The sequence below is a fragment of the Azorhizobium sp. AG788 genome (genome assembly GCF_943371865.1).
In the GTDB taxonomy this organism is placed as follows: domain Bacteria; phylum Pseudomonadota; class Alphaproteobacteria; order Rhizobiales; family Xanthobacteraceae; genus Azorhizobium.
The window spans coordinates 1-25,226 of the sequence record NZ_CALRWL010000044.1 but is presented as its reverse complement, the minus strand read 5'-3'; the positions used below and the strand labels follow the sequence as shown (position 1 = coordinate 25,226).

Here is a 25,226-nt window from a genome sequence, read left to right as displayed (position 1 = left end):
CCGCCGCCTTGGGGGCCGCTTTCGGTGTCGCATCAGCCGCAGTTGCAACAGCGGCCGGCTTGCGCGCCACAGCTGCGGCGACGGGGGGCGACGCTTTCGGAACCACTTGGGCGGCCGCTTGGGCCGCCGTCGCGGCTGCCGATACGTCATTTGCCGCTGTCGGGTGGGTGGCGTGCGCAAGCGTCATGCGGGCCTCCTCAGGCTGCGACGATGGATGAGCGCGCGCCGCTCGACGGTGCGGCCATGGCCGCGGTCGGTGTGGGGAGCGGCGCCGCAGCGTTTGACTTCAGGCCGAGCAGGCGCAGATAGCGGGCGGCCACGGCGTCGATGGAGGGTGGCGGCAACGTCGCAACCGACAGGCGCCGCCACAAAGCGGGATCTTCGGCGCAACGGCGCATGATGCCGGCAAGATCCGCGGCATCGCCCGGCAAGGCATGCAGGCCATCCACCCCATCGCGCACCGCCTCGGCCATGCCGCCGATGCCGCTGGTGATGACCGGGCGCCGGTGCATCTGCGCTTCCTGGATCACCAGCGGCGCATTCTCCCACCACACCGAGGGCATCACCACCCAATCCACCGCCGCCATGAGTTGCCCGACCTCATGGCGCTCGTAGGCGCCGAGCCGCAGCACATGGGAATCCGTATCGGCGAACAGCCGATCGATCTCGGCGGTGAAGGTCTCGTTCTGGTAGAGCGCGGCACCATGGACCCGCAGCTCGAAGTCGACGCCGCAGGCAATCAGGCGGCGGGCCGCATCCAGCAGCACCTTCATCCCCTTCCAGGGATTGATATTGCCGAAATAGCCGAACGACGCGCGCCGGCCCTCGTGCGGGGTCCGGAACGGCGCTGCCGATGTCAGCGGGCGCCCGTTGGCGATCACCTCGATCTTCGCCGCATCCAGGCCCCAATCCACATAACGCGCCTTGAGGAAGCGGCTGGGGGCGACGAACTGGTCCACATAGGCCAGGTGCGTCTTCAGATGGTGCTCGCGCAGCAGGAAGCGATCGGCGGCTATCTCGGGAAAGCAGCGATGGCAGGCGTCTGGTCCCGAGGCCAGGCACCGTTGCCCGTCCTTGGTGCGCGCCATCAATCCGTCATGGGCGCAGATGGAATAGTAATCATGCAATGTCATCACGATGCGCGCTTGGGGCAGGATGCGCCGGACCAGTGCCGGAAACTCGGCGCCGATCAGCAGCAGGTGGTGCAGGTGGACGATGTCCGGACGGAAGTCCTCCAGCAGCGCCACCAGATCCGGCACCACGCCATAGAGGTCGATCTGGCTCATGTTGAACCGATCGAAATGACCGGACCACAGCAGGATCTCGTCCTTGGCCTTGCCCACGGTCTGGAACGACGTGCCCGGACGTGCCTCCCGGTGCAGCGTGTTGGTGGCGCCCAGGAACAGCGCCTGCGATCCGGCCCGTTGATAGGCTTTGAACAGATCGTGGGCGAAGATCTCGGTGCCGCCGGGATGCAGATCGGGATGATTGTGCGCAACGACGAGAATGCGAGGGCTCATGGGCGGCCTCCCCGCTTCATGGCGACGAACACATCCTGGTAGTGCTCCGCCGACACACCCCGCCAATGGCCGAGGCTCTTCAGTCCAATGTCGAAGCCTGAGGTGTGCAACAGCTCATCAATGAAGCCGTCGTCGAAACCCACCGCTGCCAACGGCGCCTGCGGGTTGGCGAACCAACATGGCCCCTCCCCGTCTCGCGCGAAGCCCAAGCGCGCATCGCGCCCTTCGGTGGTACGGGCCCGCTCGTCCAGCACGAAGGCGGTGAGAAACAGCTTACCGCTGGGCGCCAGGACGCGCGAAATCTCGCGCAGGTAGGTGGCAAGCTCATCGGCGGGCAGATGGGTCGCCACCGACACCATCACGACGAAATCGAAACTCGCATCGGCGTATGGCAGCGACATCTCGACGCCGGAAACGACGCCGCCAGGATTGTAGAGCGCATGGGCCACATCGAGCTTCTGAAAACGGAAGCGCGGATAGGCCGCCGTGATGGTCGTGGTGCACCACATCACCCCGTCGAGAACGGGGTCGAAGCCCTCGTAGCTGCCGCGCTCGGGATGCAGATATTGGGTGAGCGGCACGGCCATGCGACCGATTCCGCTGCCCACATCCAGCACCCGATGGCTGCGGCGCAGGCCCCCCAAGGTCACAAAATGGCGGAGGAATTCGGCGCCGATGGCCTGGAAGTCGCCGTCACCCACAAAGATGCTGTCGGCGGGCGGCTGCGGCAGGAAGCGGTTCTGGGCGATGTGCTCCAGCAGCCACTCGGTTTCCGCTGGAAGGCGGGCCGCTGGGACGTTCTGCGACGGGACGGCGTGCACATTCATGCGGCGCTCCTGGTGTGGGAGGAGGCGGCCATCAGCGCGCCCATGGTGTCGCTCCAGCGCTGCGCATGGAGCCAAGCATTGTAGGCGGAGGCGGTGCCCCGCGCGTGATCGGGACTCACCTGCATGGAGCGCCGCTCCAGATGATAGAGCTCGGCCTGGGGCACGTAGCGGATATCGAGGCCCGTCGCCCGCACCTTCAGGCACAGGTCGCTGTCCTCATAATCGCCGATCACATAATCCTCGGTGAAGCCGCCCACGGCCTCGAACACCGCCCGGCGCATCAGCACGCAGGCGCCGGTGACCGCCGGGACAGAGCGGGCCAGACAGGCCGCGGGATAATCGCGCGGCATGCCCTTATGGAAATGGTGGTTCAGCCATTGGCCGCGCGCGCCACGGGCGAAGTACATGCCCGCGTGCTGGAGCGAGCCGTCATCGAACAGCAGCTTCGGCCCGACCGCCCCGACGCCATCGGTGGCCAGCGCGGCACATAGGGGCGAGAGCCATCCGGCCGCCACCGGGATCACATCGGAATTCACCTGGGCAATGACCGTGCCCCGTGCCTCCCACGCCCCCGCATTGCTGGCGGCGGCAAAGCCGGCGTTGCGGGCCATCACCACCAGCACCAGGGGGATGCCGTAGAGGATGTGCAGCCCGCGCAGCAGATGCTCGAGGCCATCCGCCTGCTCGGGGGAATCCAGCACATAGATGATTTCCGCATCCCGGCGCAGGGCTGGATCGGCGGCGAAGGCGCCCAGCTGGAACCGGAGAAACTCCAGCACCCGATACAGCGGCACGACGATGGACACCGCGGGCGCCGCCACACGCTCCCCGATGGTGACAACCCGCGGCGCGGCGAGGGCGGCCAGCAGGTCGCGCTGGATTGCCGCCAAGGCCGGCCCCAGACACTGGGCAAGCGCAGTCTCGGTGAGGAATTGCGGCGGGATCGCTTTCAGCGCCCGCGACCGCTTCTCCGCCAGGTCCACCGGCTGCGGCGGGGGCACCAGAATGTGCCGCTCCCCGGACTTCAGATTGACGGCGAACCGGGGCTGAAGCAGCGGCACGGCGCGCGCTGTACCGGCCAACGCGGCAAAGCCGGAGACGGACACCGCCTCATCCCCCTGCCCGACCACGCCGGAGAAATCATGGCGGGTCGGAGACAGCGCCACCGCCGCGTCGCCATCCAGCAGATCGAGACCGGCGATCATGTTCAGCGGATCCCTGACCCAGCCTCCCACCAGCATGCCGGCCGTGGTGGCCAGCGCCAGATCCAGTTCAGCGGACGGCAGATGAGGCCCGCCGTTCAGGGCCCGCGGCTGAAGCGGACAGTGGAGTTGCAGTTCGACCGCGGCGGCGTGGGCAGCCGGCGCGCCCTGCGCGGCCAGGGCAACGGCATATTCGCGCAGCACCGGGTCCGGCTTGCCCTGCGCTCGCCACCAGCGCGCCAGCGACGGCAGGCTCGCCGGCACCTCCAACTGGCGCACCGCCAGCCACTTCGGCCCGCCCATGAGCACCAGGGTGCCCGGCTCCGCATCCACGGCCTCCAAAGCCAGATATAGGCGTCGCTGTCCGCGCGTATCCGGTGCCCCGATCAAGGGCACGCCGCCAATGCGGGCGAAACTGCCCGGCGCGATGCGATGCAGGGCTGAAGGGGCGTCGACCCCGGCGGGAAGTCCGCCCTCCACCAATGCGGTGCGCCCGTCGAGCTTTGCCACGGCCCGCACCACGGCCGCCTTGCCGATACTGGCGGCGGCCAGAGCATAGACCAAGCGGGCAAAGGAGCGGCTGTTGCGCAGGCGAAAGATGCTGGCCCAGGTGTCGAGGAATGTGGTGAGAAGAGACACCCGCGCGGCCGCGGTCAATCCTTTGAGCAACCACTCAACATTGGCTGTTGGCAGGTCAGCGGCCGGATCAACCTCGACCTCCAGGCTCTGGCCGACAACGCCGGCGAACAGGGCGAGCGATACCGGCGTCTCGGGTCTGCGGAAGGCGAACAGCAGCCGGGTGCCGCCATCCTCCCGCTGCAACCGCAAGGTCCCCACGGGCGCCAAGGGCGGACCGGACACCGGCTCCAGCCGTCCCCCGCTCCAGACCCGGCTTTCAGCGTCCCACGCCAGCATCACGATGCTGCCGCCAAGGGCGAAAAACTGCGGTCCGTCCGACGGCACGGGTGCCGAGGAGATGATGACCGGGGTGAAGACCTCGCGGGCAGGCTCGAGCATGGGCTGTCACCTTGGCTGTGGGCTTGAGGCAGCGATTTCGCGGCCGTCGCCCGGAGGCGAGGCCATGAAAATATCCGGGAAGGAGGCACCCGCGAGATGGTCTCGCGGGCACCGGCCGACCGACTGGCGGGGGACACCGGTCGGGCAGCAACCGCCGGCGGCACAACGGCCGCCGGGGGCTTCCTCAGTGGACGAGGAAGTAGGTGGAGGGATGATCCTGGACGTCTTCCACGCTCACATTGTGCAATGTGACCGTGTCACCGTTGCCGAGATCGATGACGGTGTTGCCACCCACATCGGTCGCGCGCGCCGCCACATCGTCGGCACTGGTGATATCGGTGCCGTTGATGCCCTTGCTGATCTCGAGCAGGTCGCTGCCGGCCCGGAAGTCCAGCACAACATCATTGCCGCCACCACCGGAGAAGAAGAAGACGTCGTTGCCGGACCCGCCGGAGAGAATGTCGTCTCCCGCGCCGCCGGCCAGCAGGTCGCTCCCCGAGCCGCCGGAGAGGAAATCCGCACCGGCGCCGCCGAGCAGGACATCGTCGCCGGCGCCCCCGAGCACATGGTCGTCGCCGAGACCACCATCGAGGTAGTCGCTGCCGGAATCCCCCGACAGCAAGTCATGTCCGGCGCCGCCGAAGAGTTGATCCTCTCCTGCGCCGCCAAAGAGCGTATCGTCGCCATCTTCGCCAAACAGGCTGTCACTCCCGCTTTGGCCGAAGACCAGATCGTGTCCAGCGCCGGCAAACACGCTGTCATCCCCGCCGTGAGCAAGGATGGCATCGTGGAACCGGCTTCCCAGAAGCGCGTCGTCGTAGGCACTTCCTTCAATGGTCGCCATGGCCGTCTCCATCATTCCAAAGGGCACACCACTGGCTCGGCTTGCCGAAGCAGCAGCAACGCTCTGGATCAGGTTACAGAGGCAGATTTCCAGGACAGACGAGTCTTCGTCCTGGTCCACCCCATGGGCGGACGCGCTCAACTTCACGTCCGACAATGACGCAACTGCAACACGAATAATTGCAGCTTCGACGCAGTGCATCATACGCAACGTCAGGCCCTCAAGAAAGGGCAAAAAGCGTTTTCTTTAAGGAATATTATGGCCTTAGACTTAGCTGTTACGACTTATTCGAATGCAGTTCTGCATGTATGTGAAAATAAACCGCTTCGAATTTCATTCTTTTTTTTGGCGCACTGCATGCCAGCGGCGCCAGACGCGCCGGGAATGCTGCCATGCATCAATGTGGAACGGGCGCAGGAACAGACAGGGCTCAGCTCTCGCGGAAGGCCCGATTGAAGCTCTCAAAGACGGGGCCGAGCAGATAGTCGATGGCGCGCCGCGGCTTCTTCAGCACCAGCAGTTCGGCCGGCATGCCCGGATAGAGGCTGATGGTGGGATGCTGCTTCATGATCGCCGGATCAATCTCCGCGCGAATGAGGTAATAGGCATTTTGTGTTGCCGGATCCACGGTCTGGTCCGCGGCCACATAGGTCAACTTGCCCTCCAGGGGCGCCAGCACCCGATGGTCATAGGCCGTGAGGCGCACCTGCGTCTTGCCGCCCACCTGGACGGCAACAATCTCGCGGGTGCCGATACGGGCCTCCACCACCATGGGCTCTTTCTCCGGAACGATATCCATGATGGGCTGGCCTGCGGGAATGGCGCCACCGGGGGTGCGGACCTGGATATTCACCACCGCCCCATCCTGTGGCGAGCGTACGGTCAGGCGGTCGAGCACGTCCTTGGCGGAGGTGATCTGGCCTTCCACCTCGTTCAGCTGGAGCTGCGCGTCCTGCAACTGGGTTGCCACATCGCTCTGCCAATCAAAATCGATACTGGCGAGGGCGGCTTCGGCGCTGGCCTTGGCCTTCTCCGAGCGCGCTTTCTGGGCGGAATAGTCGCCCGCGCGGCCCACCAGCTCCGACAGGCGCGCCTCCTGCTCAAGCAGTTGCGCGCGGCCGAAAAACCCCCTCTCGGTGAGTTCCCGCATGCCCACCAGACGCTGGCCGATGAAATCCCGCTGCTTCTGCGCGGCGTCGATCAACGCCGACAGGGACTCCGCTTCGGCAACGCGCTGCTCGATCTCCTTGTGCTGGATCTCCACCTTGCTGGCATAGGCTTCGTGTCGGCGCAGAAACAGGCGCTTCTCCGCCGTGAGCACGTCCACGGCAATGGGGTTTGCGGGATCGAGAACCGGCTCCGGAAAGCTCACGCTCTCGGCGCCGGCCTGTTCCGCGCGCAGGCGCGCGAGCTTCGCCAGCAAGCCAATGCGCCGGCCGCGATACTGGCCCAGATCAGAGCGCGCGCGGGTGTCGTCCAGTTGGGCGAGGGGCTGGTTGGTGCGCACCACGTCCCCTTCCTGCACCAGCAGGCTTTTGAGGATGCCGCCCTCGAAATGACTGACAGTCTTGCGCTTGGAATCCACAATTACCGTGCCGGTGGCGACAGAGGCGGAATCCAGGTCCGCCGAGAAGGCCCATCCCAGAAAGCCACCGAAGCCCAGCACCACGGCCACCGTTCCGGCAATCACCGGCCCCCGCAGGCTGGAGGTGCTCTCCGCCTCGTCGCGTTCCAGCACCTGATACCAAGCCTCTGCGGCGCCGCGCTGCGGTTCCAGCACCTGCGCGGGACGCGCCGGACCTTGTGTCCCGCGTTCAGAATCAAGCGGGGACGGCGGCACGGGGCGCGGAGAGGGGACGGTGGGAACGGCGCGGATCGGCTCGACGCTATCCGTCATGCGGCATCTCCCGTGGAGCGGGCAGCCTTGCGGCCCCCCCGCGGCGTGATGGTCGCCACCACCGACGTGCGCTCGCCGAACTGCGCGATGCGGCCCTCCTGGAGGACCAGCAATTTGTCCGCGCACTCCATGATCGCCGGGCGGTGGGCGATCACCACCACGGTGGCGCCGTCGTCGCGCATGGCCCGCATGGCATTCATCAGCGCCGCCTCGCCCTCCGCATCCAGATTGGCATTGGGCTCATCCAGGACCAGCAGGCGGGGCCGCCCATAGAGCGCGCGAGCCAGCGCGATGCGCTGCTTCTGGCCGCCAGACAAGGTGAAGCGCCCGTCCCCCACCGGCGTGTCATAGCCGAGCGGCAGGCGCCCGATCATCTCATGCACGCCCGCCATGCGCGCGGCTTCAATGACCTGGCGCGGATCGGGCTCGCGCATGCGCGCGATATTGTCGCGGATGGTGCCATCCAGCAGCGAGACGGACTGCGGCAGATATCCCACCATGTCGCCGAACGAGCCACGCTCCCACAGATACACATTGTGCCCGTCGAGATAGATCCCGCCTGCGGTGGGCCGCGCCGCGCCCACCATCAGCCGGGCCAGCGTGGACTTGCCAGCGGCAGACGGCCCCACCACGCCGAGGATCTGCCCGGCCTCCAGCTTGAAGCCGATGCCCTTGAGAACCGGCAGGTCGCTGCCCTGCGGCACGTAGATGAGACGGTCCACCTCAAGCGTGCCGTGGCACGGCGGGGTGGGGATGCTGTCCCGGCTGGAGCGATGGCTTTCCAGCAGTTCGCGGATCCGCTGCCAGGCCGTAGAGGCGGCGATCCAGGATCGCCAATTGTCGGTCAGGCTATCAAAGGGGGCCAGCAGACGGGCCATGATGATGGTAGCGCCGATCATCGAGCCCGGCGAGGCGGTGCCTTCGATCACCATGGTCGCGCCCAGCGACAAGGCGCCGATCTGCATCATCAGGCGGAGCACGCGCGTCGCCGCATGGGTGCCACGGCTGCGCCCGTTGGCGAGGTTCGACAGGTCCGCCGCATGGATCTGGCTGGCCCGCCACCGCCGCGCCAGAGCGGGAAGCATGCCCATGGCTTCGATGGCCTCGGAGTGGCGCAGGCTGGAACTGATGCGGGAGATGTTTTCGATATGCGCCTGGCTGGCCTCTTTTGTGACCTGGCGGGTGAACATGTCTGAAAACAGCCCAAGCGCCACCAAAATACCAGCGCAGACAATGGCAAGGAGCCCGTAATACGGGTGGAGAGCGAACAGAACCACCAGGAATATGGGACACCACATGCCATCCAGCGGCGCAGCCACCGCGCTGGAGGTTAGAAATGTGCGCAGATCTGCAAGGTCCCGCAGCACCTGCGAGGCCTTGACGGCGCCATGGTCCACCGAGGCCGCCAGAGCCGCCTCAAGGGTCGGCAAGTTGAGCCGCCGTACCAGAGTGCCGGCCATCGCCTGAAAGGTCAGCGCGCGAATATATTCCAGGATGCCGTAGAGGATCAGCCCCCCACCAGCCAGGAGCGCCAACATGGTCAATGTGTCGTAGCTTCGGGAATTCACAACTCGATCATGTACTTGCAGCATGAACAAGGGGACCGTCAGTTGCAGCAGGGTGATGAAGCCGCTCAGCGCCGCGGCAAAGACCAGCCCTGCGACGAAGGTTCGCCTGCCATTCTTGATCAGGGTTCGCGTGTCGAGCTGCTTTGCCGGCATTGCATACCCACCTTCTTACCGACCATCGTAAAATTATTGGCCGAAATTCGAAACACCTTCAAAATCGCAACAAACGTGCGTATCATCGCCACATTAAGCCGCGAGAGATGCACCCTTGCTATCACTATTCATCTGATGTTTGGAGAGATGATGGCATAAACTTCAGAAAAATCGATCAGCCACGACGCTGATACACGGCACGATGGGAGGTTAGTTCGAAATTCGAGATAAATTCGAACGAAAGGTTTGTCGCAATGACTCAGAAACATGATCGGACATTAATCGCAGAGACGGCGGTGGACTCCCCCTCCCGGTGGAGCGACCTCGTGCCTGAGACGATGCCTTACGCCCCTGCGTCGAGCGACCGGGCCGAGCCCGCGCCATCTCCCTCCGAGGGCGCTGTCGCCGCCGACATGATCACCCACCTGGAACTGGTGCGGGTGATCGAGCGTGTGCATCGACGCTATTGCGACCTGCTGCGGGTGGAACTGCTGCGCCTCGGGATCGACGACATCAGCCCGCCCCAGGTGATGCTGCTGTTCACCATCGGCGAGGACGAACTGTCGGTGCGCGATCTGCTCGAACGCGGCCACTATCTGGGCTCCAACGCGTCCTACAACCTCAAGCAGCTGCTGGACGCCAGCTACATCCAACGCACGGCCTCGGCCCGCGATCGCCGCTCGGCCCGCATCCGCCTGGACGCCAAGGGTCGTCATTTGTGCGACCAGATCCGCGTCGTTGACGAGACCTACCACCGCCTGGTGGCCCGAGACGCCGACGAGGAGCGGGACCTCGGCATCGCCTTCACCATGCTGCGGCGTATGGAACTGGTCTGGACCAATGCCATGCGTTACGGCGACGCCTGACCGCGCGCCCGCCCCCATCCGGGGCGGGCCGGCTTGAGCCCGGCATGCAGCCAAGGCTCCATTTTCGGTACCGAAGGACCCGCATGCGGATCGTTCTCGTCCATCGCCGGGGTCCCGGCCAATTCCTGCATCTCGCCCCCCGCCTCGCCAGCGAAGGCTGGGAGGTCACCCTCGTCTGCGAGACCAGCGATCGCGCGCTCCCGGGCGTGCGCACCGTGCGTCACCGGGCGGAACCCGCGCTCTATCGCCGCGCGGATGCCACCCCCCATCTCGCCACGCCGGAACAGCATGTGCGCATCGGCTACCGCGTGGCAGAGACCCTGGAGGCACTGGCGCGGATTGACGGCGCTCCGGAACTGCTGATGGGTCATATGGGCTGGGGCGGACTGATCTTTGCCAAGGACGTGCGGCCCCACACCCCGCTCATCGGCTATTGCGAATATTATCATCGCGCCGAAGGCGGCGATGCCGGCTTCGATCCCGCCGAGACCGTCACCCTGGACGACCGCCAGCGGCTGCGGCTGCGCAACAGCTCGCAATTGCTGACCCTGGATGCCATGGACGGCGGCATCAGCCCGACACTCTGGCAGAAGAGCCGCTATCCCGCAGCCTATCAGTCCCGCATCGCGCAATGCCATGATGGCATCGACCTGCGCATTTTTCATCCCGAGCCCCGCGCCCGCTTCCGCCTGCCCGACGGCCGCACCCTGGCGCCGGGCGACCCGGTGGTCACCTATGCGGCCCGGGACCTCGAACCCTATCGCGGCTTTCCGCAATTCCTGCGCGCCGCCACGCGGGTGGCGCGCACGCGCCCGGATGCGCTGTTCGTCGTCGCCGGCGGGGACGGGGTCAGCTATGGGCGCGCCCCAGCCGACGGCCGCAATTGGCGCGAGGTCATGATGGCCGAGACCGGGCTGGATCCGGCGCGCGTCGTCTTTCTCGGCACCCTCCCCCACGCGGCATTGTTGAGACTGTTTCAGGTCTCCGCGGCGCATGTCTATCTCACCTATCCTTTCGTCCTGTCCTGGTCGGTGCTGGAGGCCATGGCCTGCGGCGCCCTGGTGATCGGCTCCGCCACCGCCCCGGTGGAAGAAGTGATCCGGGATGGCGAGAACGGACTCCTCGCCCCCTTCTTCGACGAGGCCGTGCTCGCGGATCGCATCTCCGAGGCGCTGGAGGGCGGCGCCCATCTGGCCGCGCTGCGGACACGGGCGAGGCGCACCATTCTGGAGACCTACGATCTGGAGCGCTGCCTCACCCGGCAACAGGCGCTGATCGGCAGCCTCGTCGGACGACGCGCGTCGCCACAGCGCTCGCGCGCCGGGGCAGCCTGAGAACCGCGACCGCACGCCATCGGTAAATATAGTCGCAAATCCAAAGTATTTTTTTAATATTGCGCGCCGCAACACGGCCATACATGATGCCGATACTGCGTCTCATCTGATTGACGCTGCGTACCGACACCACGCTTTCGCACAACACCCAGTTCGCCAGACGCTCAGTGGATGCCCGGATCGCCGGCATGCAGGCGTCGCTTTGCCCATGTGCGCGGAGGACTTTCCCATGCTCTCAAGCCAGTCCCATGGATCCTCGTCCAGCCCTCGCCGCCCCAGGATCGGCGTGCTCATGCCCGCGGGCAAGGTGGTGGATCACGACCGCGTCGTCACCCACACCTATGGTGATCCCGAGAAGGCCACCAAGCTGTTCACCAATATCGGCGACTGCTTTGTGTTCGAATCCTCTCTGCGGATCCTGGACTACGCGGAAGTCCAGCCGATCTATGCCGGCGAGAACACGGTGCCCACGGATGCCTATGTGGAAAAGCTGAACCAGCTGGATTTCCTGTTCCTGCGCGGCTCCAACTACATCAACACCAATGGCAAATGGGACGCCATTACGGCCCTGTTGGAGCGCACCAAGGTGCCGGTCATGGCCTTCGGCATCGGCGTGCAGACGCCGGACAATTCCGAGGACTATGTCAACGAATCCACCAAGCGCTTCCTGCAATTGGTGGCCGACCGCTCCACCTCCCTCGCCATTCGCGGCAACCTGTCGCAAAAGGCGTTGAAATCCATCGGCATCAACAAGGTGCGGGTCATCGGCTGCCCCACCGCGTTCCGCCACCGCAAGCCGACCATCGCCATCAAGCGCGTCGGCAGCAGCGACATTGACAAGCTGGGCTTCACGTTGCGCCGCAAGACCCACGGCAGCCAGACCCTCCAGCGCTATATGCTCCGCACCCTGGCAGAACAGTTCCCCACCCGCATCTTCTGTGCCGGAGAGTTGGAGGAAAAGCAGATCTACTATGCCAACCGGGGCGAGTTGCCTCAATCGGAAGCGGCATTGTCGGCGGCAATCGCCACGCTGACCGCGGAAAACTGGTTCTACGGCCCCAGCGATCCGCTCATCGGCATGTACAAATCCTCTTTGGCGGTGTTCGAGGCAGTCCAGGATTTCGAGGCCGGCCTGAAGGAGATGGACGCGGTGACCGGCTTCCGCCTGCACGGCAACCTGCTGGCCCTCGCCAACAGCGTCCCCGCGCTCTACGTGACCTATGACACCCGCACCCGCGAGTTCGTCCAGACGCTGGGGATCCCCTCGATCGATATTCGCCAGATGGACCGCTTCTCCTTCCGCGAGGCGTGGGATCGCGCCGACTTCTCCACCTTCGAGAAGGCCTATGCGCTGCGCTTCAAGGAATTGCGGGCCTTTCTGGACGAAAACGGCATGGCCCATCGGCTGGAGCACACCGCACCGGTTCTGGTGGCGGCGGAGTGACCCGCTGACAATTCCGGCGGCGCGTTCCGCCTCTCCGTGTCTGCGCCCGTCTGGGGCATGGGCGCGCCCCCGCAGCGGGCCTCTGGGTGCTGCCATCGCGCGATGGGCGCGGTGGTCCCGGACATGGGCGGCGCGACCGATGCCGGTGGCGCAGTCGGTCCTCGCTGCGCTCCTCTGCGCCGTCTCCGCCCTGGTGCCGGCCCATGCGCTGGAGCTTGCGGTGGCGGGCGGCGAGAGCATCATCTTCGATCAACGCACGCAGGCGTGCGACGCCTCCGACCTGCCCGATGCGCCAGCGCGGGCCTTTCGGAACGCGCAGGGGCAGATGGTGCTGTTCGCGCCGAACTTCCGCAACCGCGCCTTCGTCGGGCCGGACCTGCGGCACCTCGCCCGCGACTGCACCGTGCGCTTCGCGGCCAAGGGCGCCAGGGACCCGGCCATGCTGGATGACCGCACCTGGCTGCACGCCTTCCACACCACCGATGGCACTCACGTCTTCGCCTTCGCCAGCGCCAGCTTCATTCCCTATCGCCATGGCGAACCCTGCGCGGCCGGGGCCGAGCGCACCGCCTGCTGGCGCAACGGCATCGTGGCGCTACGCTCCAGCGACGGCGGCCGTTCTTTTGCCGACAGCGCGCCTCCGCCGGGTCACGTGGTGATGCCGCCGGACACCTATACGCCGGACGTGAAGAACCCGCCCGGCTACATCTCCGCCACCAACATCGTCCCGTTCCAGGGCGACCTCTACTCCATCGTCTGGCGCCGTGACGCCGATGCGCGGCAATCACGCAACTGCCTGGTGCGCGCGAAAGGCGGCAATGTGGACCATTGGGAGGTGTGGACCGGCGCGGGTTTCACACCATTGGCCGACCTTGCCTCCAGCGGGTGGAAGGTGGCGCAAACCGATTGCGCGGCGATTGGTGCACGGGGCCTGCCCGCCATCCGCGGTCTGGTGCTGCACGCGGCCAGCAACACCTTCGTCGCCGTATTCCAGCAGCGTCGTCGCAGCTTAGGCGGCGCGCTGGAGGAAGGCTTCTTCACGGCCACGTCCAAGGACCTGATCACCTGGTCCGCGCCGCGCCTGCTGGCATCCCTGCCGCTGCGCGCCGGCCCTGGCGACACCGGCACGTTCGTGGGCTACCCGTCGCTGATCGACGGCAGCAGCCCGGATCGCGATTTCGGCACCATCGATGCCAGTGCAGATCTGGTGTTCGTCCGGTTCCTGATGGAGCAGAAAGGCGGGCGCCCGGTGCGGGTGCGCGAACTGGTGGCCTTGCCCCTGAAGGTCACCCCCTAACAGAAAGCCGCCGCGCAGGCGGACCCGCGCGGCGGAGCGTGGAAGCCCGATCGCTTCAGGCGGACAGGAATTCCTGCCGCATGGGCGTGAACACGTCCACCAGCACGCCGGGCTCGATGCAGATGGCGCCATGGTGCACACCGCCGGGCACATAGAAGCTGTCGCCGGCCTTCAGGCGTGCGGTCTTGCCGTCAATGGTGATGTCGAACACCCCGCTCTCGACGCTGGTGATCTGCACATGGGGGTGGCTGTGCGGCACGCCGCCGGGGCCCGGCTGCTTAAAGTGCACCCGCACCATCATGATCTCGTCATTGTAGGTGAGGATCTGGCGACTGACGATGTCGTCCAGATGCTCCATCTCCGCCTTGTCCGCGAACGCGAACACGTCGCCCTTGTGGGACATGATCTCTCTCCTCGGCCTCAGCGGGCCAGCCAGCCGCCGTCCACCGGCAGCACGATGCCATGCACATAGTCCGAAGCGGGGGCGGCGAGAAAGACCGCGGCGCCACCGAGTTCGGATGGCTTGCCCCAATGGCCCGCAGGAATGCGAGCGAGAATATCGGCGGAGCGCTTGGGATCCTCGCGCAGGGCCTGGGTGTTGTTGGTGACGAAATAGCCCGGCGCGATGGCATTCACATTGATGCCCTTGGCCGCCCATTCGCAGGCCAGAAGCCGCGTCAGCCCCGCAAGGCCGCTCTTGCTCGCCGTATAGGACGGGATGCGGATGCCGCCCTGGAACGACAGCAGCGAGGCGATGTTGATCACCTTTCCGCCCTTGCCGTCCGCCAGCATGGTCCGCGCCACCGCCTGGGTGAGGAAGAAGGTGCTCTTGAGGTTCACATCCATCACCGCATCCCAGTCCTCCTCGGTGAAATCCAGGGAGTCGGCGCGGCGGATGATGCCCGCATTGTTCACCAATATATCGATGCGCCCGCTGGCGCTCGCCTCGGTGACGATGCGGGAGATCGGCTCCAGGGTGGCCAGATCCGCCCGCACTTCGGTAAAGGGCACGCCGGCTGTCCGCACCAGTTCGCCGGTCTCATCCATGGCCGATCGGCCCACCGCAACGATGGCCGCACCCGCCTGGGCCAGAGCGACAGCGACGCCCTGCCCCAGGCCGGTATTGGCGCCGGTCACGACGGCGCGCTTGCCGGAGAGATCAAAAGGAGTGTGCATACCCATCACCGCAACGTATCCATGGCCACCATGTCCATGTCCGTATAGTCGATATTGTCGCCGCCCATACCCCAGATGAAGGTGTAGGCGCGGGTGCCGACGCCGGAATGGATGGACCATGGCGGCGAGAGGATCGCCTGCCCGTCCGCCACCACCAGATGGCGGGTCTGGTCCGGCTCGCCCATGAGGTGGATCACCCGGGCATCGGCGGCCACGTCGAAATACAGATAGACCTCCGAGCGACGGTCATGGACGTGGCAGGGCATGGTGTTCCACATGTTGCCCTCGGCCAGCTGGGTCATGCCCATCACCAACTGGCACGACTTCACCACGTCCGGATGGATCATCTGGTAGATGGTGCGCTTGTTGGCGGTGGCCTGGTCGCCCAGGGGCATGGCCTTGGCCTCGGAGATCTTCACCACCTTGGTCTCATAGCGCGCATGGGCCGGGGTGGAGAGCAGATAGAACTTCGCCGGATGATCGGGATCGTCCGACAGGAAGCGCACGTCCTTGGTGCCCTGCGCCACATAGAGGGCATCGCGATGACCCAGCTCATAGGTCACCCCGTCCGCCTCCACCTTGCCCGGCGCGCCGATGTTGAACACGCCCAGTTCGCGGCGATCGAGGAAGTTCGGCGAGCCGATGGTGGCCTTGTCGCTCTCCAGCTTGAGCGGCGCGCTCTGCGGCGTGGCGCCGCCAATGACGAAGCGCTCGATATGGCTGTAGGTGAGCAGCACCTTTCCGGGCTCAAACAGCCGCTCCACCAGGAAGTGGCGGCGCAGTTCCTCGGTGTCGAAGCCGCGGACGGCTTCCGGGTGGCTCACCTGGCGCACGTCGATGATCATGATGAAAACCTCAAGTGGAAGGGACTGGGCGCGTGGGCGCGCCCGAACAGAGAAGCGTTCAGCGGAAGACCGCCGGCAGCCACAGCGAGATGGCGGGGATGTAGGTGACCAGCATCAGCACGAAGATGGTGGCGCCGAAGAAGGGCCAGATGGTCTTCATGGCTTCGCCGATGGAGATCTTGCCCACCGCGCATCCCACGAACAACACCGAGCCCACCGGCGGCGTATTCAGGCCGATGCCTGCATTCAGGATCAGGATCACCCCGAAATGCACCGGATCGATGCCGAAGGCTTTGACCAGGGGCAGGAAGATCGGGGTGCAGATGATGATCATGGGCGCCATGTCCATGAAGGTGCCGAGGATCAGCAGCAGGATGTTGATCAGCAGCAGGATCACGTAGGGATTGGACGACAGCGACTGCATGAGGTCGATGGTGGTCTTCGGCACTTGCAGGAAGGCCATCAGCCAGCCAAACGCACCCGCCGTGCCGATCACCAGCAGCACCATGGCGGTGGTCCGCACCGAGCCCAGGGTGGCGTGGACGAAGCCGTTCCAATCCATCTCGCGATAGACCAGCACCGTCACCAGCAAGGCGTAAATCACGGCGATGCAAGAGCTTTCCGTCGCCGTGAAGATCCCCGAGCGCACGCCGCCGAAAATGATGCCGATCAACAGAATGCCGGGTGCGGCTGCCAGAACGGCCGTCAGCACCCCCATCCAGCCGGGAAAGACGCCGGCTGGGTAGCCCCGCCGGCGGGCAACCACATAGGCGGTGATCATCATCGCCGCGGCCAGCAGCAGGCCGGGAATGATACCGGCGGTGAACAAATCGGCGATGGAGATGGTGCCGCCAGCGGCCAGGGAATAGATGATCATGTTGTGGGACGGCGGGATCATCAATGCGATGATCGCGGAATTCACCGTCACGTTCACCGCGTAATCCTTGGCATATCCGCGCTTTTCCATCTGCGGAATCATGATGCCGCCGATGGCGGAGGCGTCCGCCACCGCGGAGCCGGAGATGCCGCCGAACAAGGTGGAGGCCACCACATTCACCTGCCCCAGGCCGCCGCGCAGATGGCCGACCATCGCCGCCGCCATGCTGATGAGGCGATCGGCGATGCCGCCGCGCATCATCAGGTCGCCGGCGAAGATGAAGAAGGGAATGGCCAGCATGGAAAAGGCGTTCATGCCGGAATTGAGCTGCTGGAACACCACGATGGGCGGCAGGTCCAGATAGAGCACGGTGGCCAGCGAGGCGAGGCCGAGGCAGAACGCCACCGGCGTTCCCAGCAGCAGCAGCAGGGCGAAGACCCCGAACAGGACGGCGATGGCCATGACAGGTCCCTTCCGCTCAATCGACGGAGTGAGATGGGGACAGCGGCACGGCCGCAACCCGATCGGTGGTAAGGTCGGTGAGCAGCTTTTCCAGCGAGAACAGGGCGATCAGCGCGCCGCCGCCCACCAGGGGCAGATAGTCCACCCCCTGCGGCAGATTCACGCCCGCCATCTTCGCACTCCAGGTGCCCGCGGCGAGATCCCAGCCGTACCAGGCCATGGCGGAGCCAAAGCCCATCACCAGCAGATGGGTGAACACCTCCATCGCACGCCGGACCGGCGGGCTGGCATAATGCAGGCCGATCTCGAAGCCGAGATGGTCGCCTTCCCGCACCCCGACCGCAGCCCCCAGCAGGATGAACCAGCTCATGAGCAGTAGGGAGAGCGGCTCGGTCCAGCTGGGAGAATCGTTGAGGACGTAACGGCCGATCACCTGCCAGAAAACCGCGGCCGTCATGGCGATCAAGCCCGCGCCGGAAATCCATAACGCCAGGTTGGCGAGAACACGCACCACGCGGCGCAGCGGGAGCAGGGCAGGAATAGCGCCCATGACGTCAGATCTCCCAAGTACATCGTTTGCCACCACGGGATTCCCGGATGCAGGGCCGTCTCCCGCACGGTGAAGTCCGCACCAGAGCACAAGCCGGATTGGGTGTGTGACCGCCCGTCGCCATCCTCAGGATCGCGACGGGCTGGGATTGCATCGGCACGCGGCCGGACCATCGGCCGGGTTCATGGGGCGCCGCAGTTGCGCAGGATCGCCCCACGCGTTCACTGGGTGGCTTTGATCTTGGCCACCAGGTCCTTCATCTTGTCGGTGGTGACGAACTTTTCGTAGACCGGCTTCATGGCATCGATGAAGGGCTGCTTGTCCACCGTGTTGATGATGGCGCCGCCCTTGATGACCTTTTCCTTGGCATCCAGGTCTCGCTTCGCCCACAGTTCGCGCATCTTCAGGGTCGCGGCGAGGCCGGCTTCCTTGAACATCTTCTGATCGTCCGCCGACAGCTTGTCCCAGGCACGCTTCGAGATGACGAAGACTTCCGGCGCCATGGAATGCTCGGTGAGCGAATAATATTTCGCCACTTCGTAATGCTTGACTGATTCATAGGACGGGTAGTTGTTTTCCGCTCCGTCCACCACGCCGGTCTGCAAGCCGGAATAGAGCTCGCCGAACGGCATCGGCGTGGCATTTGCGCCCAGTGCGTTGATCAAAGCGATGAACAGGTCCGACTGCTGCACCCGGATTTTCAGCCCCTTCATGTCGGCCAGGGTGTTGATCGGACGCTTGGAATTGTACATGGAGCGGGCGCCGCTATCGAAGAAGCCCAGCACCACCATGCCGTGGGGTTCGAACGCCTTGCCGATCTCGGCCCCCAGCGGGCCATCCACCACATGATACATGTGCTCCACCGAGCGGAACAGGAACGGCAGGCCGAGCACGGCGGTCTCGGGAATCAGATTGTTGAACGGCGCGGTATTGACCCGGTTCAGGTCGATGACGCCGAAACGGGTCTGCTCGATGGTGTCCTTTTCCTGGCCCAGCTGGCCGGAATTGAACACCTGGACCTTGATACGGCCGTTGGTCTTCTGCTCTACCACCTGGCCGAAGTATTTGACGGCCTCGACGGTGGGGTAGCCGTCCGGATGGATGTCGGCGGAACGGAGCGTGATGGTCTGTGCTTGAGCCAGCGACAGAGGGGCGGCGACCAGCGCGGCGGCCAGCGCAAGCGCGTGACGTCGGGTCAACATTGGCGTTCTCCCTGAACGAGCGGTGTTTTTGGGACCGGCCCGGAAGGCCTGTTTTTATGGGACCGTCACGGCGCCGGGACAAACGCGGCGCATGCGGACCTGCATCTTGTATGGTAGTATTTCGACGCTGGCAACAGGAGTAAGGGCGTGGACGCCATCATATCGCCGTCGCAGGGCTCGGCGGCCCAACGGATCGAAGCCCACCTGCGGCGGGCCATCGTCTCCATGGAGCTGCCGCCGGGCACGCGGCTGTCCGAGCAGGAGATCGCGGCCACCCACGGGGTCTCGCGCCAGCCGGTGCGGGAGGCGCTGATCGGGCTGGCCCGCACGCGCCTCGTGGACATCCAGCCCCAGCGCGGCACGGTGGTGGTGAAGATTTCCACCCGCAAGATGATGGAGGCTCGCTTCGTGCGCGAGGCCATCGAGACGGCGGTCGCGCGCCGCGCCGCCGAGAGCTTCACCCCCGCCGTGCGGGTGCGAATCGACGATCTGCTGGACCTTCAGGACAAAGCGGCAGGCCGCAACGACCACGGCACCTTCCAGCGCTATGACGAGTTGTTCCATATCGCTTTGGCCGAAGGCGCCGGCTGCGGGCTCGCCTGGGAGGCCATCAGCGATATCAAGGCGCATATGGACCGCGCCTGCCACCTCACCCTCACCAGCAGCGCCACCATGCTGGAACTGGTGGTGCAGCACCGGGCCATCGTCGCCGCCGTGGATGCGGCCGATCCGGAAGGCGCGGCGGAGGCCATGCGCCTCCATCTGAGCCAGATTTTGCGCGCCTTGCCCAAGGTGGAAACGGAGCACCCCGACCTGTTCGAATAGGAGCGCCCCGCTCGTCACATCACGGCGCCGATCTGCCAGGGCACGAATTCCGCATCCCCATAGCCCAGCGCTTCGGATTTGGTCGGGGCGCCCGACGCCGTGCGCAGCACCGCGTCGAAGATCTCCTGCCCCTTCTGCTCCAGCGACACGCCGTCGAGCACATCGCCGCAATTGATGTCCATGTCCTCTTCCATGCGGCGATAGATGTCGGAATTGGTGGCCAGCTTCAGGGATGGGGTCGGCTTGCAGCCGAAGGCGGAGCCGCGTCCGGTGGTGAAGCAGATCAGGTTCGCCCCGCCCGCCACCTGCCCGGTGGCCGCCACCGGATCATAGCCGGGCGTGTCCATGTAGACGAAGCCGCGCGCGGTCACCGGCTCGGCATATTCATAGACCGCGCGCAAGGTGGAGGCCCCGCCCTTGGCCGCCGCGCCCAGGGACTTCTCCAGAATGGTGGTCAGGCCGCCCGCCTTGTTGCCCGGCGAGGGATTGTTGTTCATCTCGCCCGCATTGCGGCTGGTGTACTCTTCCCACCACTTGATCCGCGCCACCAGTTTTTCGCCCACGTCACGATTGGCCGCGCGGCGGGTGAGCAGGTGCTCGGCGCCGTAGATTTCCGGCGTCTCCGACAGGATCGAGGTGCCGCCGTTGCGCACCAGGAGATCGGAGGCGACGCCCAGCGCCGGATTGGCGGTCAAAGCACTATAGCCGTCGGAACCGCCGCATTGCAGCGCCAGCACCAGTTCCGAGGCCGGGCGGGTCTGGCGCCTGATGGCGCCGGCGGACGGGAGCATCTCGCGCAAGGCGCCGGTGATGTGCTCCACGGTCTTGCGGGTGCCGCCCTCGTCCTGGATGGTCAGGGTGCGGAAGGTGTCGGTCTCGTTGACCCCGTAATCGGACTTGAAGCGGGCGATCTGGAACATCTCGCAGCCCAGGCCCACCATCACCACGGCGGCGAAATTGGGATGGGTGGCATAGCCCCAGAGGGTGCGCGAGAGCACGTCGAAGCCCTCGCCCTTGGAGGCCATGCCGCAGCCGGTGCCGTGGGTGATGGGCACGATGCCGTCGATGCCGGGATATTGATCGAGAATGCCGGAGCGCTCCAGCGCCTGGGCGGCGAACTTCGCCACCGAGGCCGAGCAGTTCACGCTGGTGAGGATGCCGAGATAATTGCGGGTGCCCGTGCGGCCGTTGGAGCGGCGGAAGCCCTCGAAGGTGGCGCGCTCGGCTTCCGGCAGCAGGTCGTCGTCCTTGGCATCCACCGCATAGGCATAGTCGCGGGAGAAATCGTGCAGCACCACATTGTGCTCATGCACATGGTCGCCCGGCGCGATGTCGGCGGCGGCAAAGCCGATGATCTGCCCCAGCTTGAGCACCGGGGCGCCGGCGGGAATGAGCACCAGGGCAAACTTGTGGCCGCGCGGAATGCGCGCCGCGGCAACGACCCCGCCCACCTGCGTGCCTTGCGCCACCGTATCCAGCGCCACCGCCACATTGTCCGCGGCGGACAGATGCAGCACCCGCGGAACGGACCCTGCGGCAGCCCCTGCGGCATGCCCTTCCGTCAGTGACACAGCCATGGCGATCTCCCTTTTCGTTCTCGTTGACGGCTTTGATATGCTAATATATTAGCGACCTGAGCCGTGCAATAGAACACAGCCAAACAGGAGACGCAGGGTGGTCATGGAGCGTGGATTCTCGCTTCGGAACGGCGGCACGGAGCTTGGCGCCTTCGCCAAGGGCGTGCGCGCGATCCCGGCGTCCGCGCGCATTCATGCGGCCCTGCGCGAGCAGATCATCGGCATGGAAATCCCCCCCGGCGCGGCGCTGCAGGAAAAGCAGATCGCACTCGCCTGCGGGGTCAGCCGCACCCCGGTGCGCGAGGCGCTGCTGAAGCTGGCCGACGAGCGCCTCGTGGACATCTTCCCGCAATACGGCACCTTCGTCTCGCGGATTTCCATTCCCGCCATGCGCGATGCCATGATGATCCGCGTGGCGCTGGAACGGGCGGCGGTGCGCGCGGCGGCGGCAGCGGTGGCCCAGGACGCCGCCTTGATCGCGGTCTTGCGCCGCCTGCTGGCGGAACAGCGTGCCGCCCATGATGCCGGGCTGATCGCCACCTTCTTCGCCGCGGACGAAGCGTTCCACCAGGCCATCGCCGAGATTGCCGGACACCCCAATCTGTGGCGGGTGGTGCGGCAGGAAAAGGCCCATGTGGACCGCTGCCGCATTCTGACCCTGCCGGTGCCCGGCCGTCGCCTGTTCGTGATGTCCGACCACAGCGCCATCATCGAGGCCATCGCGGCGGGCGATCCCGATGCGGCGGAAGCCGCGATGCAGGCCCATCTCGACCAGGTGCTGCCCACGGTGTCGGCGCTGGTGGAGGCCAGGCCGGATTATTTCGAAGCGGTGGGCGCGCCGCCCCTGCACCGCCCTCACCCCGCTGAACCGCCGGACACCACACGCACGCCCCGTGCCCCCGCGGTCCATGCGCAGGCGGACACCGCCGCCCCCGCCTTGATCCCATCCGTGGACGATGCGGCAGGCGCCCCGCGCCCACGCCGCGTGCCGTCCACCAAGCCCTCTCGGAAACGGACCTGACACCGCCCATGGCCAGCGCCCTCCTCCATCCCGACCGCCTGTTCCCCGCCGACCCCGCCACCCGCGCGGTCGCCCGGCGCCTCTATGAGCGCGTGGAGAAGCTGCCGCTGGTCTCGCCCCATGGGCATACCGACCCGCGCTGGTATGCGGAAAACGCCCATTTCACCGACCCGGCGAAGCTGTTCGTGGTGCCGGACCACTATATTTTCCGCATGCTCTACAGCCAGGGCATCCCGCTGGAGAAGCTGGGCGTGCCCCGCCGCGACGGCGGCCCCACCGAGCAGGACGGCCGGGCGATCTGGCGGCTGTTCGCGGCCAATTATCACCTCTTCCGTGGCACCCCCACCCGGGTGTGGCTGGACCACGCATTGGCCACCCTGTTCGACATCGACCAGCGCCTCGACGCCAAGAATGCCGACGCGCTCTATGACGTGATCGCCGCCAAGCTGGCCACCGACGCCTTCCGCCCGCGCGCCTTGTTCGAGCGCTTCAACATCGAGGTCATCGCCACCACCGAGAGCCCGCTGGACGAGCTGAAGTGGCACCAGATGATCCGCTCGTCCGGCTGGACCGGCCGCGTGGTCACCGCCTATCGGCCCGACCCGGTGGTGGACCCGGACTTCGAGGGCTTCCGCGACAATCTCGTGCGCTTCGGCGAACTGACCGGCGAGGACACCTTCTCCTGGCTCGGCTATCTGGAGGCCCATCGCAAGCGGCGCGCCTTCTTCAAGAGCTTCGGCGCCACCTCCACCGATCACGGCCACCCCACCGCGCGCACCGCGGACCTGCCGTTTGCCGAGGCGGAAGCCCTGTTCGGGCGGGTGGCCGGCGGCGGCGAGGTTTCGGCGGCGGATGCGGAACTGTTCCGCGCCCAGATGCTCACCGAGATGGCCAAGCTCTCCCTGGAGGACGGCCTGGTGATGCAGATCCATCCCGGCTCGGTGCGCAACCACAATGGCGGCATCCTGGCCCGCCACGGCCGCGACATGGGCGCGGACATTCCCAGCCGCACCGACTATGTTCATGCCCTGAAGCCGCTGCTGGATCGGTTCGGCAATGAGCCGGGCCTCACCATCATCCTCTTCACCCTGGACGAGACCAGCTATTCGCGGGAACTGGCCCCGCTCGCCGGTCATTATCCTGTGCTGCGGCTGGGCCCGTCCTGGTGGTTCTTCGACAGCCCGGAGGGCATGAAGAGGTTCCGCGAGCTGACCACCGAGACCGCCGGCTTCTACAACACCGTCGGCTTCAATGACGACACCCGCGCCTTCCCCTCCATCCCCGCCCGCCATGACGTGGCGCGCCGGGTGGATTGCAGCTTCCTCGCCGAACTGGTGACCACCCACCGGCTCGACGAGGACGAAGCCCACGACGTGGCCCACGACCTCGCCTACAGGCTCGCCAAGAAGGCCTATCGGCTCTGACTCCATGGGACGCCACGGGGCGTCCGGGAAACGTTCAAGAACGCCAAGGAGGAACCCATGACCTTTTCCAACGTCACCCGACGCGCCTTCGTCGGCGGTGCGGTCGGCGCGGCCGGCCTTGCCGCGCTCGGCGGCCGCGCCCATGCCGCACTGACCTTGCCCAAGTCGCCCATCACGCTGAATGTGGTGGATGTGGCCGGCAATCTGGCCCTGACCCAGAAGCCGATCGAAAACTACCGCAAGGCCAAGCCGAACCTGGTGTCGAAGATCTCCTTCACCAAGGCCCCGGCCCCCGAACTGCCCAGCAAGATCAAGGCGCAGCAGGATGCCGGCCGGGTGGACATCGACATCGTGCTCACCGGCACCGACGCCATGGCCGCCGGCATCGACCAGAAGCTCTGGGTGGACCTGCTGCCCACTTATGCCGCGGCGCTGCCCAAGCTGGACAGCATCTATCAGGAGCCCGCCGCCCGCATGCAGACGCTGGCCAGCGGCCAGGGCGTGGTGGTGACCTATTATCCCTCCGGCCCGCTGTTGGAATACATGCCGGACCGGGTGAAGGTGGCGCCGAACACGGCGGAAGACCTGCTGGCCTGGACCCGCGCCAACAAGAACAAGTTCGCCTATGCCCGCCCGGCCAATTCCGGCCCCGGCCGCACCTGGCTGATGGGCTTGCCTTATATCCTCAAGGACAGCGACCCCAAGGATCCGGTCAAGGGCTGGGACAAGACATGGGCCTATCTGAAGGCCCTGGGCGAGAACATCGAATATTACCCCTCCGGCACCACCCCGACCATGAAGGAACTGGGCGAAGGCACCCGCGACCTCATCGTCTCCACCACCGGCTGGGACATCAACCCGCGCGTGTTGGGCATCGTGCCGAAGGAAGCCCAGGTCACCGCCATCAAGGGCTTCCACTGGGTCGCGGATGCGCACTATGTGTGCATTCCCAAGGGCTTGTCCGACGAGAAGCTGGCGGTGGTGCTGGATCTGGTCTCCTTCATGCTGACGCCCGAGCAGCAGGCCTACACCTATGACGAGGGCTATTTCTATCCGGGCCCGGCGGTGAAGGACGTGCCCTTGTCGCTTGCCCCGGCAGAGAGCCAGGCGGCCATCAAGGAATTCGGCCGGCCGGAATATGCGGCGATGATCGCCGACAATCCGGTGGAGCTGCCCCTGATGCCGGACAAAATGGTCCAGGCCTTCCGCATCTGGGACGAGCAGATCGGCGGCGCCAAGAAGAAGTAGGCCCATCAGGTCGGACGTTTTTGTGCGCCGCCTGCGGGCGGCGCACCTCT

General features: G+C 65.9%; 22 protein-coding genes. 9 read left to right on the top strand and 13 right to left on the bottom strand.

Features of this window, described 5'->3' with window-relative positions:
• Positions 1-197 precede the first annotated feature (197 nt).
• The 6 genes from AAG816_RS20890 to AAG816_RS20865 form a co-directional block, all read right to left on the bottom strand.
• Positions 198-1,520 (bottom strand): glycosyltransferase family 4 protein, encoded by a 1,323-nt coding sequence (locus AAG816_RS20890; RefSeq protein ID WP_341991614.1) that lies wholly within the window; start codon positions 1,518-1,520, stop codon positions 198-200.
• Positions 1,517-2,347, bottom strand: a complete 831-nt coding sequence (locus AAG816_RS20885; protein WP_341991613.1) for a class I SAM-dependent methyltransferase — start codon at positions 2,345-2,347, stop codon at positions 1,517-1,519. The genes AAG816_RS20890 and AAG816_RS20885 overlap by 4 nt, the downstream gene beginning before the upstream one ends.
• Positions 2,344-4,566, bottom strand: coding sequence for a glycosyltransferase (locus AAG816_RS20880; protein WP_341991612.1), 2,223 nt, complete (start codon positions 4,564-4,566; stop codon positions 2,344-2,346). The genes AAG816_RS20885 and AAG816_RS20880 overlap by 4 nt, the downstream gene beginning before the upstream one ends.
• Before the next feature lie 184 nt (positions 4,567-4,750).
• Positions 4,751-5,410, bottom strand: a complete 660-nt coding sequence (locus AAG816_RS20875; protein ID WP_341991611.1) for a calcium-binding protein — start codon at positions 5,408-5,410, stop codon at positions 4,751-4,753.
• A gap of 430 nt (positions 5,411-5,840) precedes the next feature.
• Entirely contained in the window at positions 5,841-7,307 is a 1,467-nt protein-coding gene (locus tag AAG816_RS20870; protein WP_341991610.1) for an HlyD family type I secretion periplasmic adaptor subunit, read from the bottom strand.
• Positions 7,304-8,944, bottom strand: coding sequence for a type I secretion system permease/ATPase (locus tag AAG816_RS20865; protein ID WP_341991630.1), 1,641 nt, complete (start codon positions 8,942-8,944; stop codon positions 7,304-7,306). The genes AAG816_RS20870 and AAG816_RS20865 overlap by 4 nt, the downstream gene beginning before the upstream one ends.
• Here AAG816_RS20865 and AAG816_RS20860 point away from each other — a divergent pair.
• The 5 genes from AAG816_RS20860 (at position 8,885) to AAG816_RS20840 (ending at position 13,969) form a co-directional block, all read left to right on the top strand.
• Positions 8,885-9,187 carry a hypothetical protein gene (locus AAG816_RS20860; protein WP_341991632.1) on the top strand — a complete coding sequence of 101 codons (303 nt, stop codon included), beginning with the start codon at positions 8,885-8,887 and terminating at the stop codon, positions 9,185-9,187. The two genes, AAG816_RS20865 and AAG816_RS20860, sit on opposite strands and share 60 nt — an antisense overlap.
• Before the next feature lie 167 nt (positions 9,188-9,354).
• A complete protein-coding gene (locus AAG816_RS20855) occupies positions 9,355-9,894 on the top strand; it encodes a MarR family transcriptional regulator (RefSeq protein WP_341991609.1) in 540 nt (179 codons plus the stop codon).
• A gap of 83 nt (positions 9,895-9,977) precedes the next feature.
• Complete coding sequence (locus AAG816_RS20850) at positions 9,978-11,228, top strand: glycosyltransferase family 4 protein (protein WP_341991608.1); 1,251 nt, start codon at positions 9,978-9,980, stop codon at positions 11,226-11,228.
• Positions 11,229-11,520: 292 nt separating this feature from the next.
• Positions 11,521-12,672: a polysaccharide pyruvyl transferase family protein gene (locus tag AAG816_RS20845; RefSeq protein ID WP_341991607.1), complete on the top strand. Its 1,152-nt coding sequence runs from the start codon at positions 11,521-11,523 to the stop codon at positions 12,670-12,672.
• 139 nt (positions 12,673-12,811) lie between these two features.
• Complete coding sequence (locus AAG816_RS20840) at positions 12,812-13,969, top strand: hypothetical protein (protein ID WP_341991606.1); 1,158 nt, start codon at positions 12,812-12,814, stop codon at positions 13,967-13,969.
• A 55-nt stretch (positions 13,970-14,024) separates the two neighbouring features.
• Here AAG816_RS20840 and AAG816_RS20835 read toward each other — a convergent pair whose 3' ends face one another.
• The 6 genes from AAG816_RS20835 to AAG816_RS20810 all read right to left on the bottom strand — a co-directional run bounded on the left by AAG816_RS20835 (position 14,025) and on the right by AAG816_RS20810 (position 19,081).
• Positions 14,025-14,372 carry a cupin domain-containing protein gene (locus tag AAG816_RS20835; RefSeq protein WP_341991605.1) on the bottom strand — a complete coding sequence of 116 codons (348 nt, stop codon included), beginning with the start codon at positions 14,370-14,372 and terminating at the stop codon, positions 14,025-14,027.
• 17 nt (positions 14,373-14,389) lie between these two features.
• Positions 14,390-15,145: a 2-dehydro-3-deoxy-D-gluconate 5-dehydrogenase KduD gene (kduD, locus tag AAG816_RS20830; protein WP_341991604.1), complete on the bottom strand. Its 756-nt coding sequence runs from the start codon at positions 15,143-15,145 to the stop codon at positions 14,390-14,392.
• Positions 15,146-15,150: 5 nt separating this feature from the next.
• Positions 15,151-15,990, bottom strand: a complete 840-nt coding sequence (kduI, locus tag AAG816_RS20825) for a 5-dehydro-4-deoxy-D-glucuronate isomerase (RefSeq protein ID WP_341991603.1) — start codon at positions 15,988-15,990, stop codon at positions 15,151-15,153.
• 58 nt (positions 15,991-16,048) lie between these two features.
• The gene (locus AAG816_RS20820) at positions 16,049-17,329 is read right to left on the bottom strand and encodes a TRAP transporter large permease (protein ID WP_341991602.1); all 1,281 of its coding nucleotides are present in this window, start codon (positions 17,327-17,329) and stop codon (positions 16,049-16,051) included.
• 16 nt (positions 17,330-17,345) lie between these two features.
• Positions 17,346-17,879 carry a TRAP transporter small permease gene (locus tag AAG816_RS20815; RefSeq protein ID WP_341991601.1) on the bottom strand — a complete coding sequence of 178 codons (534 nt, stop codon included), beginning with the start codon at positions 17,877-17,879 and terminating at the stop codon, positions 17,346-17,348.
• 221 nt (positions 17,880-18,100) lie between these two features.
• Entirely contained in the window at positions 18,101-19,081 is a 981-nt protein-coding gene (locus tag AAG816_RS20810) for a TRAP transporter substrate-binding protein (RefSeq protein WP_341991600.1), read from the bottom strand.
• Between the two features lie 147 nt (positions 19,082-19,228).
• Here AAG816_RS20810 and AAG816_RS20805 point away from each other — a divergent pair, with 147 nt between their 5' ends.
• Complete coding sequence (locus tag AAG816_RS20805) at positions 19,229-19,906, top strand: GntR family transcriptional regulator (protein ID WP_341991599.1); 678 nt, start codon at positions 19,229-19,231, stop codon at positions 19,904-19,906.
• A gap of 14 nt (positions 19,907-19,920) precedes the next feature.
• Here AAG816_RS20805 and AAG816_RS20800 read toward each other — a convergent pair whose 3' ends face one another.
• A complete protein-coding gene (locus tag AAG816_RS20800) occupies positions 19,921-21,483 on the bottom strand; it encodes an altronate dehydratase family protein (RefSeq protein WP_341991598.1) in 1,563 nt (520 codons plus the stop codon).
• 103 nt (positions 21,484-21,586) lie between these two features.
• Between AAG816_RS20800 and AAG816_RS20795 the strand changes: the two genes are divergently transcribed.
• The 3 genes from AAG816_RS20795 to AAG816_RS20785 are packed head-to-tail and all read left to right on the top strand — an operon-like array spanning position 21,587 to position 25,176.
• Positions 21,587-22,504: a GntR family transcriptional regulator gene (locus AAG816_RS20795; protein WP_341991597.1), complete on the top strand. Its 918-nt coding sequence runs from the start codon at positions 21,587-21,589 to the stop codon at positions 22,502-22,504.
• 8 nt (positions 22,505-22,512) lie between these two features.
• Positions 22,513-23,928 (top strand): glucuronate isomerase, encoded by a 1,416-nt coding sequence (gene uxaC, locus AAG816_RS20790; RefSeq protein ID WP_341991596.1) that lies wholly within the window; start codon positions 22,513-22,515, stop codon positions 23,926-23,928.
• A gap of 57 nt (positions 23,929-23,985) precedes the next feature.
• Positions 23,986-25,176: an extracellular solute-binding protein gene (locus tag AAG816_RS20785; protein ID WP_341991595.1), complete on the top strand. Its 1,191-nt coding sequence runs from the start codon at positions 23,986-23,988 to the stop codon at positions 25,174-25,176.
• The last annotated feature ends 50 nt before the right edge of the window (positions 25,177-25,226 follow it).

What these genes read in the sequence shown, in the direction of transcription:
- AAG816_RS20795 (WP_341991597.1), top strand. Translation starts at nt 21,587, where the DNA reads ATGGAGCGTGGATTCTCGCTTCGGAACGGCGGCACGGAGCTTGGCGCC.
- AAG816_RS20820 (WP_341991602.1), bottom strand. Translation starts at nt 17,329, where the DNA reads ATGGCCATCGCCGTCCTGTTCGGGGTCTTCGCCCTGCTGCTGCTGCTG.
- AAG816_RS20885 (WP_341991613.1), bottom strand. Translation starts at nt 2,347, where the DNA reads ATGAATGTGCACGCCGTCCCGTCGCAGAACGTCCCAGCGGCCCGCCTT.
- AAG816_RS20850 (WP_341991608.1), top strand. Translation starts at nt 9,978, where the DNA reads ATGCGGATCGTTCTCGTCCATCGCCGGGGTCCCGGCCAATTCCTGCAT.
- uxaC (WP_341991596.1), top strand. Translation starts at nt 22,513, where the DNA reads ATGGCCAGCGCCCTCCTCCATCCCGACCGCCTGTTCCCCGCCGACCCC.
- AAG816_RS20860 (WP_341991632.1), top strand. Translation starts at nt 8,885, where the DNA reads ATGTACTTGCAGCATGAACAAGGGGACCGTCAGTTGCAGCAGGGTGAT.
- AAG816_RS20810 (WP_341991600.1), bottom strand. Translation starts at nt 19,081, where the DNA reads ATGTTGACCCGACGTCACGCGCTTGCGCTGGCCGCCGCGCTGGTCGCC.
- kduD (WP_341991604.1), bottom strand. Translation starts at nt 15,145, where the DNA reads ATGCACACTCCTTTTGATCTCTCCGGCAAGCGCGCCGTCGTGACCGGC.
- AAG816_RS20835 (WP_341991605.1), bottom strand. Translation starts at nt 14,372, where the DNA reads ATGTCCCACAAGGGCGACGTGTTCGCGTTCGCGGACAAGGCGGAGATG.
- AAG816_RS20800 (WP_341991598.1), bottom strand. Translation starts at nt 21,483, where the DNA reads ATGGCTGTGTCACTGACGGAAGGGCATGCCGCAGGGGCTGCCGCAGGG.
- AAG816_RS20840 (WP_341991606.1), top strand. Translation starts at nt 12,812, where the DNA reads ATGCCGGTGGCGCAGTCGGTCCTCGCTGCGCTCCTCTGCGCCGTCTCC.
- AAG816_RS20875 (WP_341991611.1), bottom strand. Translation starts at nt 5,410, where the DNA reads ATGGCGACCATTGAAGGAAGTGCCTACGACGACGCGCTTCTGGGAAGC.
- AAG816_RS20880 (WP_341991612.1), bottom strand. Translation starts at nt 4,566, where the DNA reads ATGCTCGAGCCTGCCCGCGAGGTCTTCACCCCGGTCATCATCTCCTCG.
- AAG816_RS20785 (WP_341991595.1), top strand. Translation starts at nt 23,986, where the DNA reads ATGACCTTTTCCAACGTCACCCGACGCGCCTTCGTCGGCGGTGCGGTC.
- AAG816_RS20815 (WP_341991601.1), bottom strand. Translation starts at nt 17,879, where the DNA reads ATGGGCGCTATTCCTGCCCTGCTCCCGCTGCGCCGCGTGGTGCGTGTT.
- AAG816_RS20890 (WP_341991614.1), bottom strand. Translation starts at nt 1,520, where the DNA reads ATGAGCCCTCGCATTCTCGTCGTTGCGCACAATCATCCCGATCTGCAT.
- AAG816_RS20845 (WP_341991607.1), top strand. Translation starts at nt 11,521, where the DNA reads ATGCCCGCGGGCAAGGTGGTGGATCACGACCGCGTCGTCACCCACACC.
- kduI (WP_341991603.1), bottom strand. Translation starts at nt 15,990, where the DNA reads ATGATCATCGACGTGCGCCAGGTGAGCCACCCGGAAGCCGTCCGCGGC.
- AAG816_RS20870 (WP_341991610.1), bottom strand. Translation starts at nt 7,307, where the DNA reads ATGACGGATAGCGTCGAGCCGATCCGCGCCGTTCCCACCGTCCCCTCT.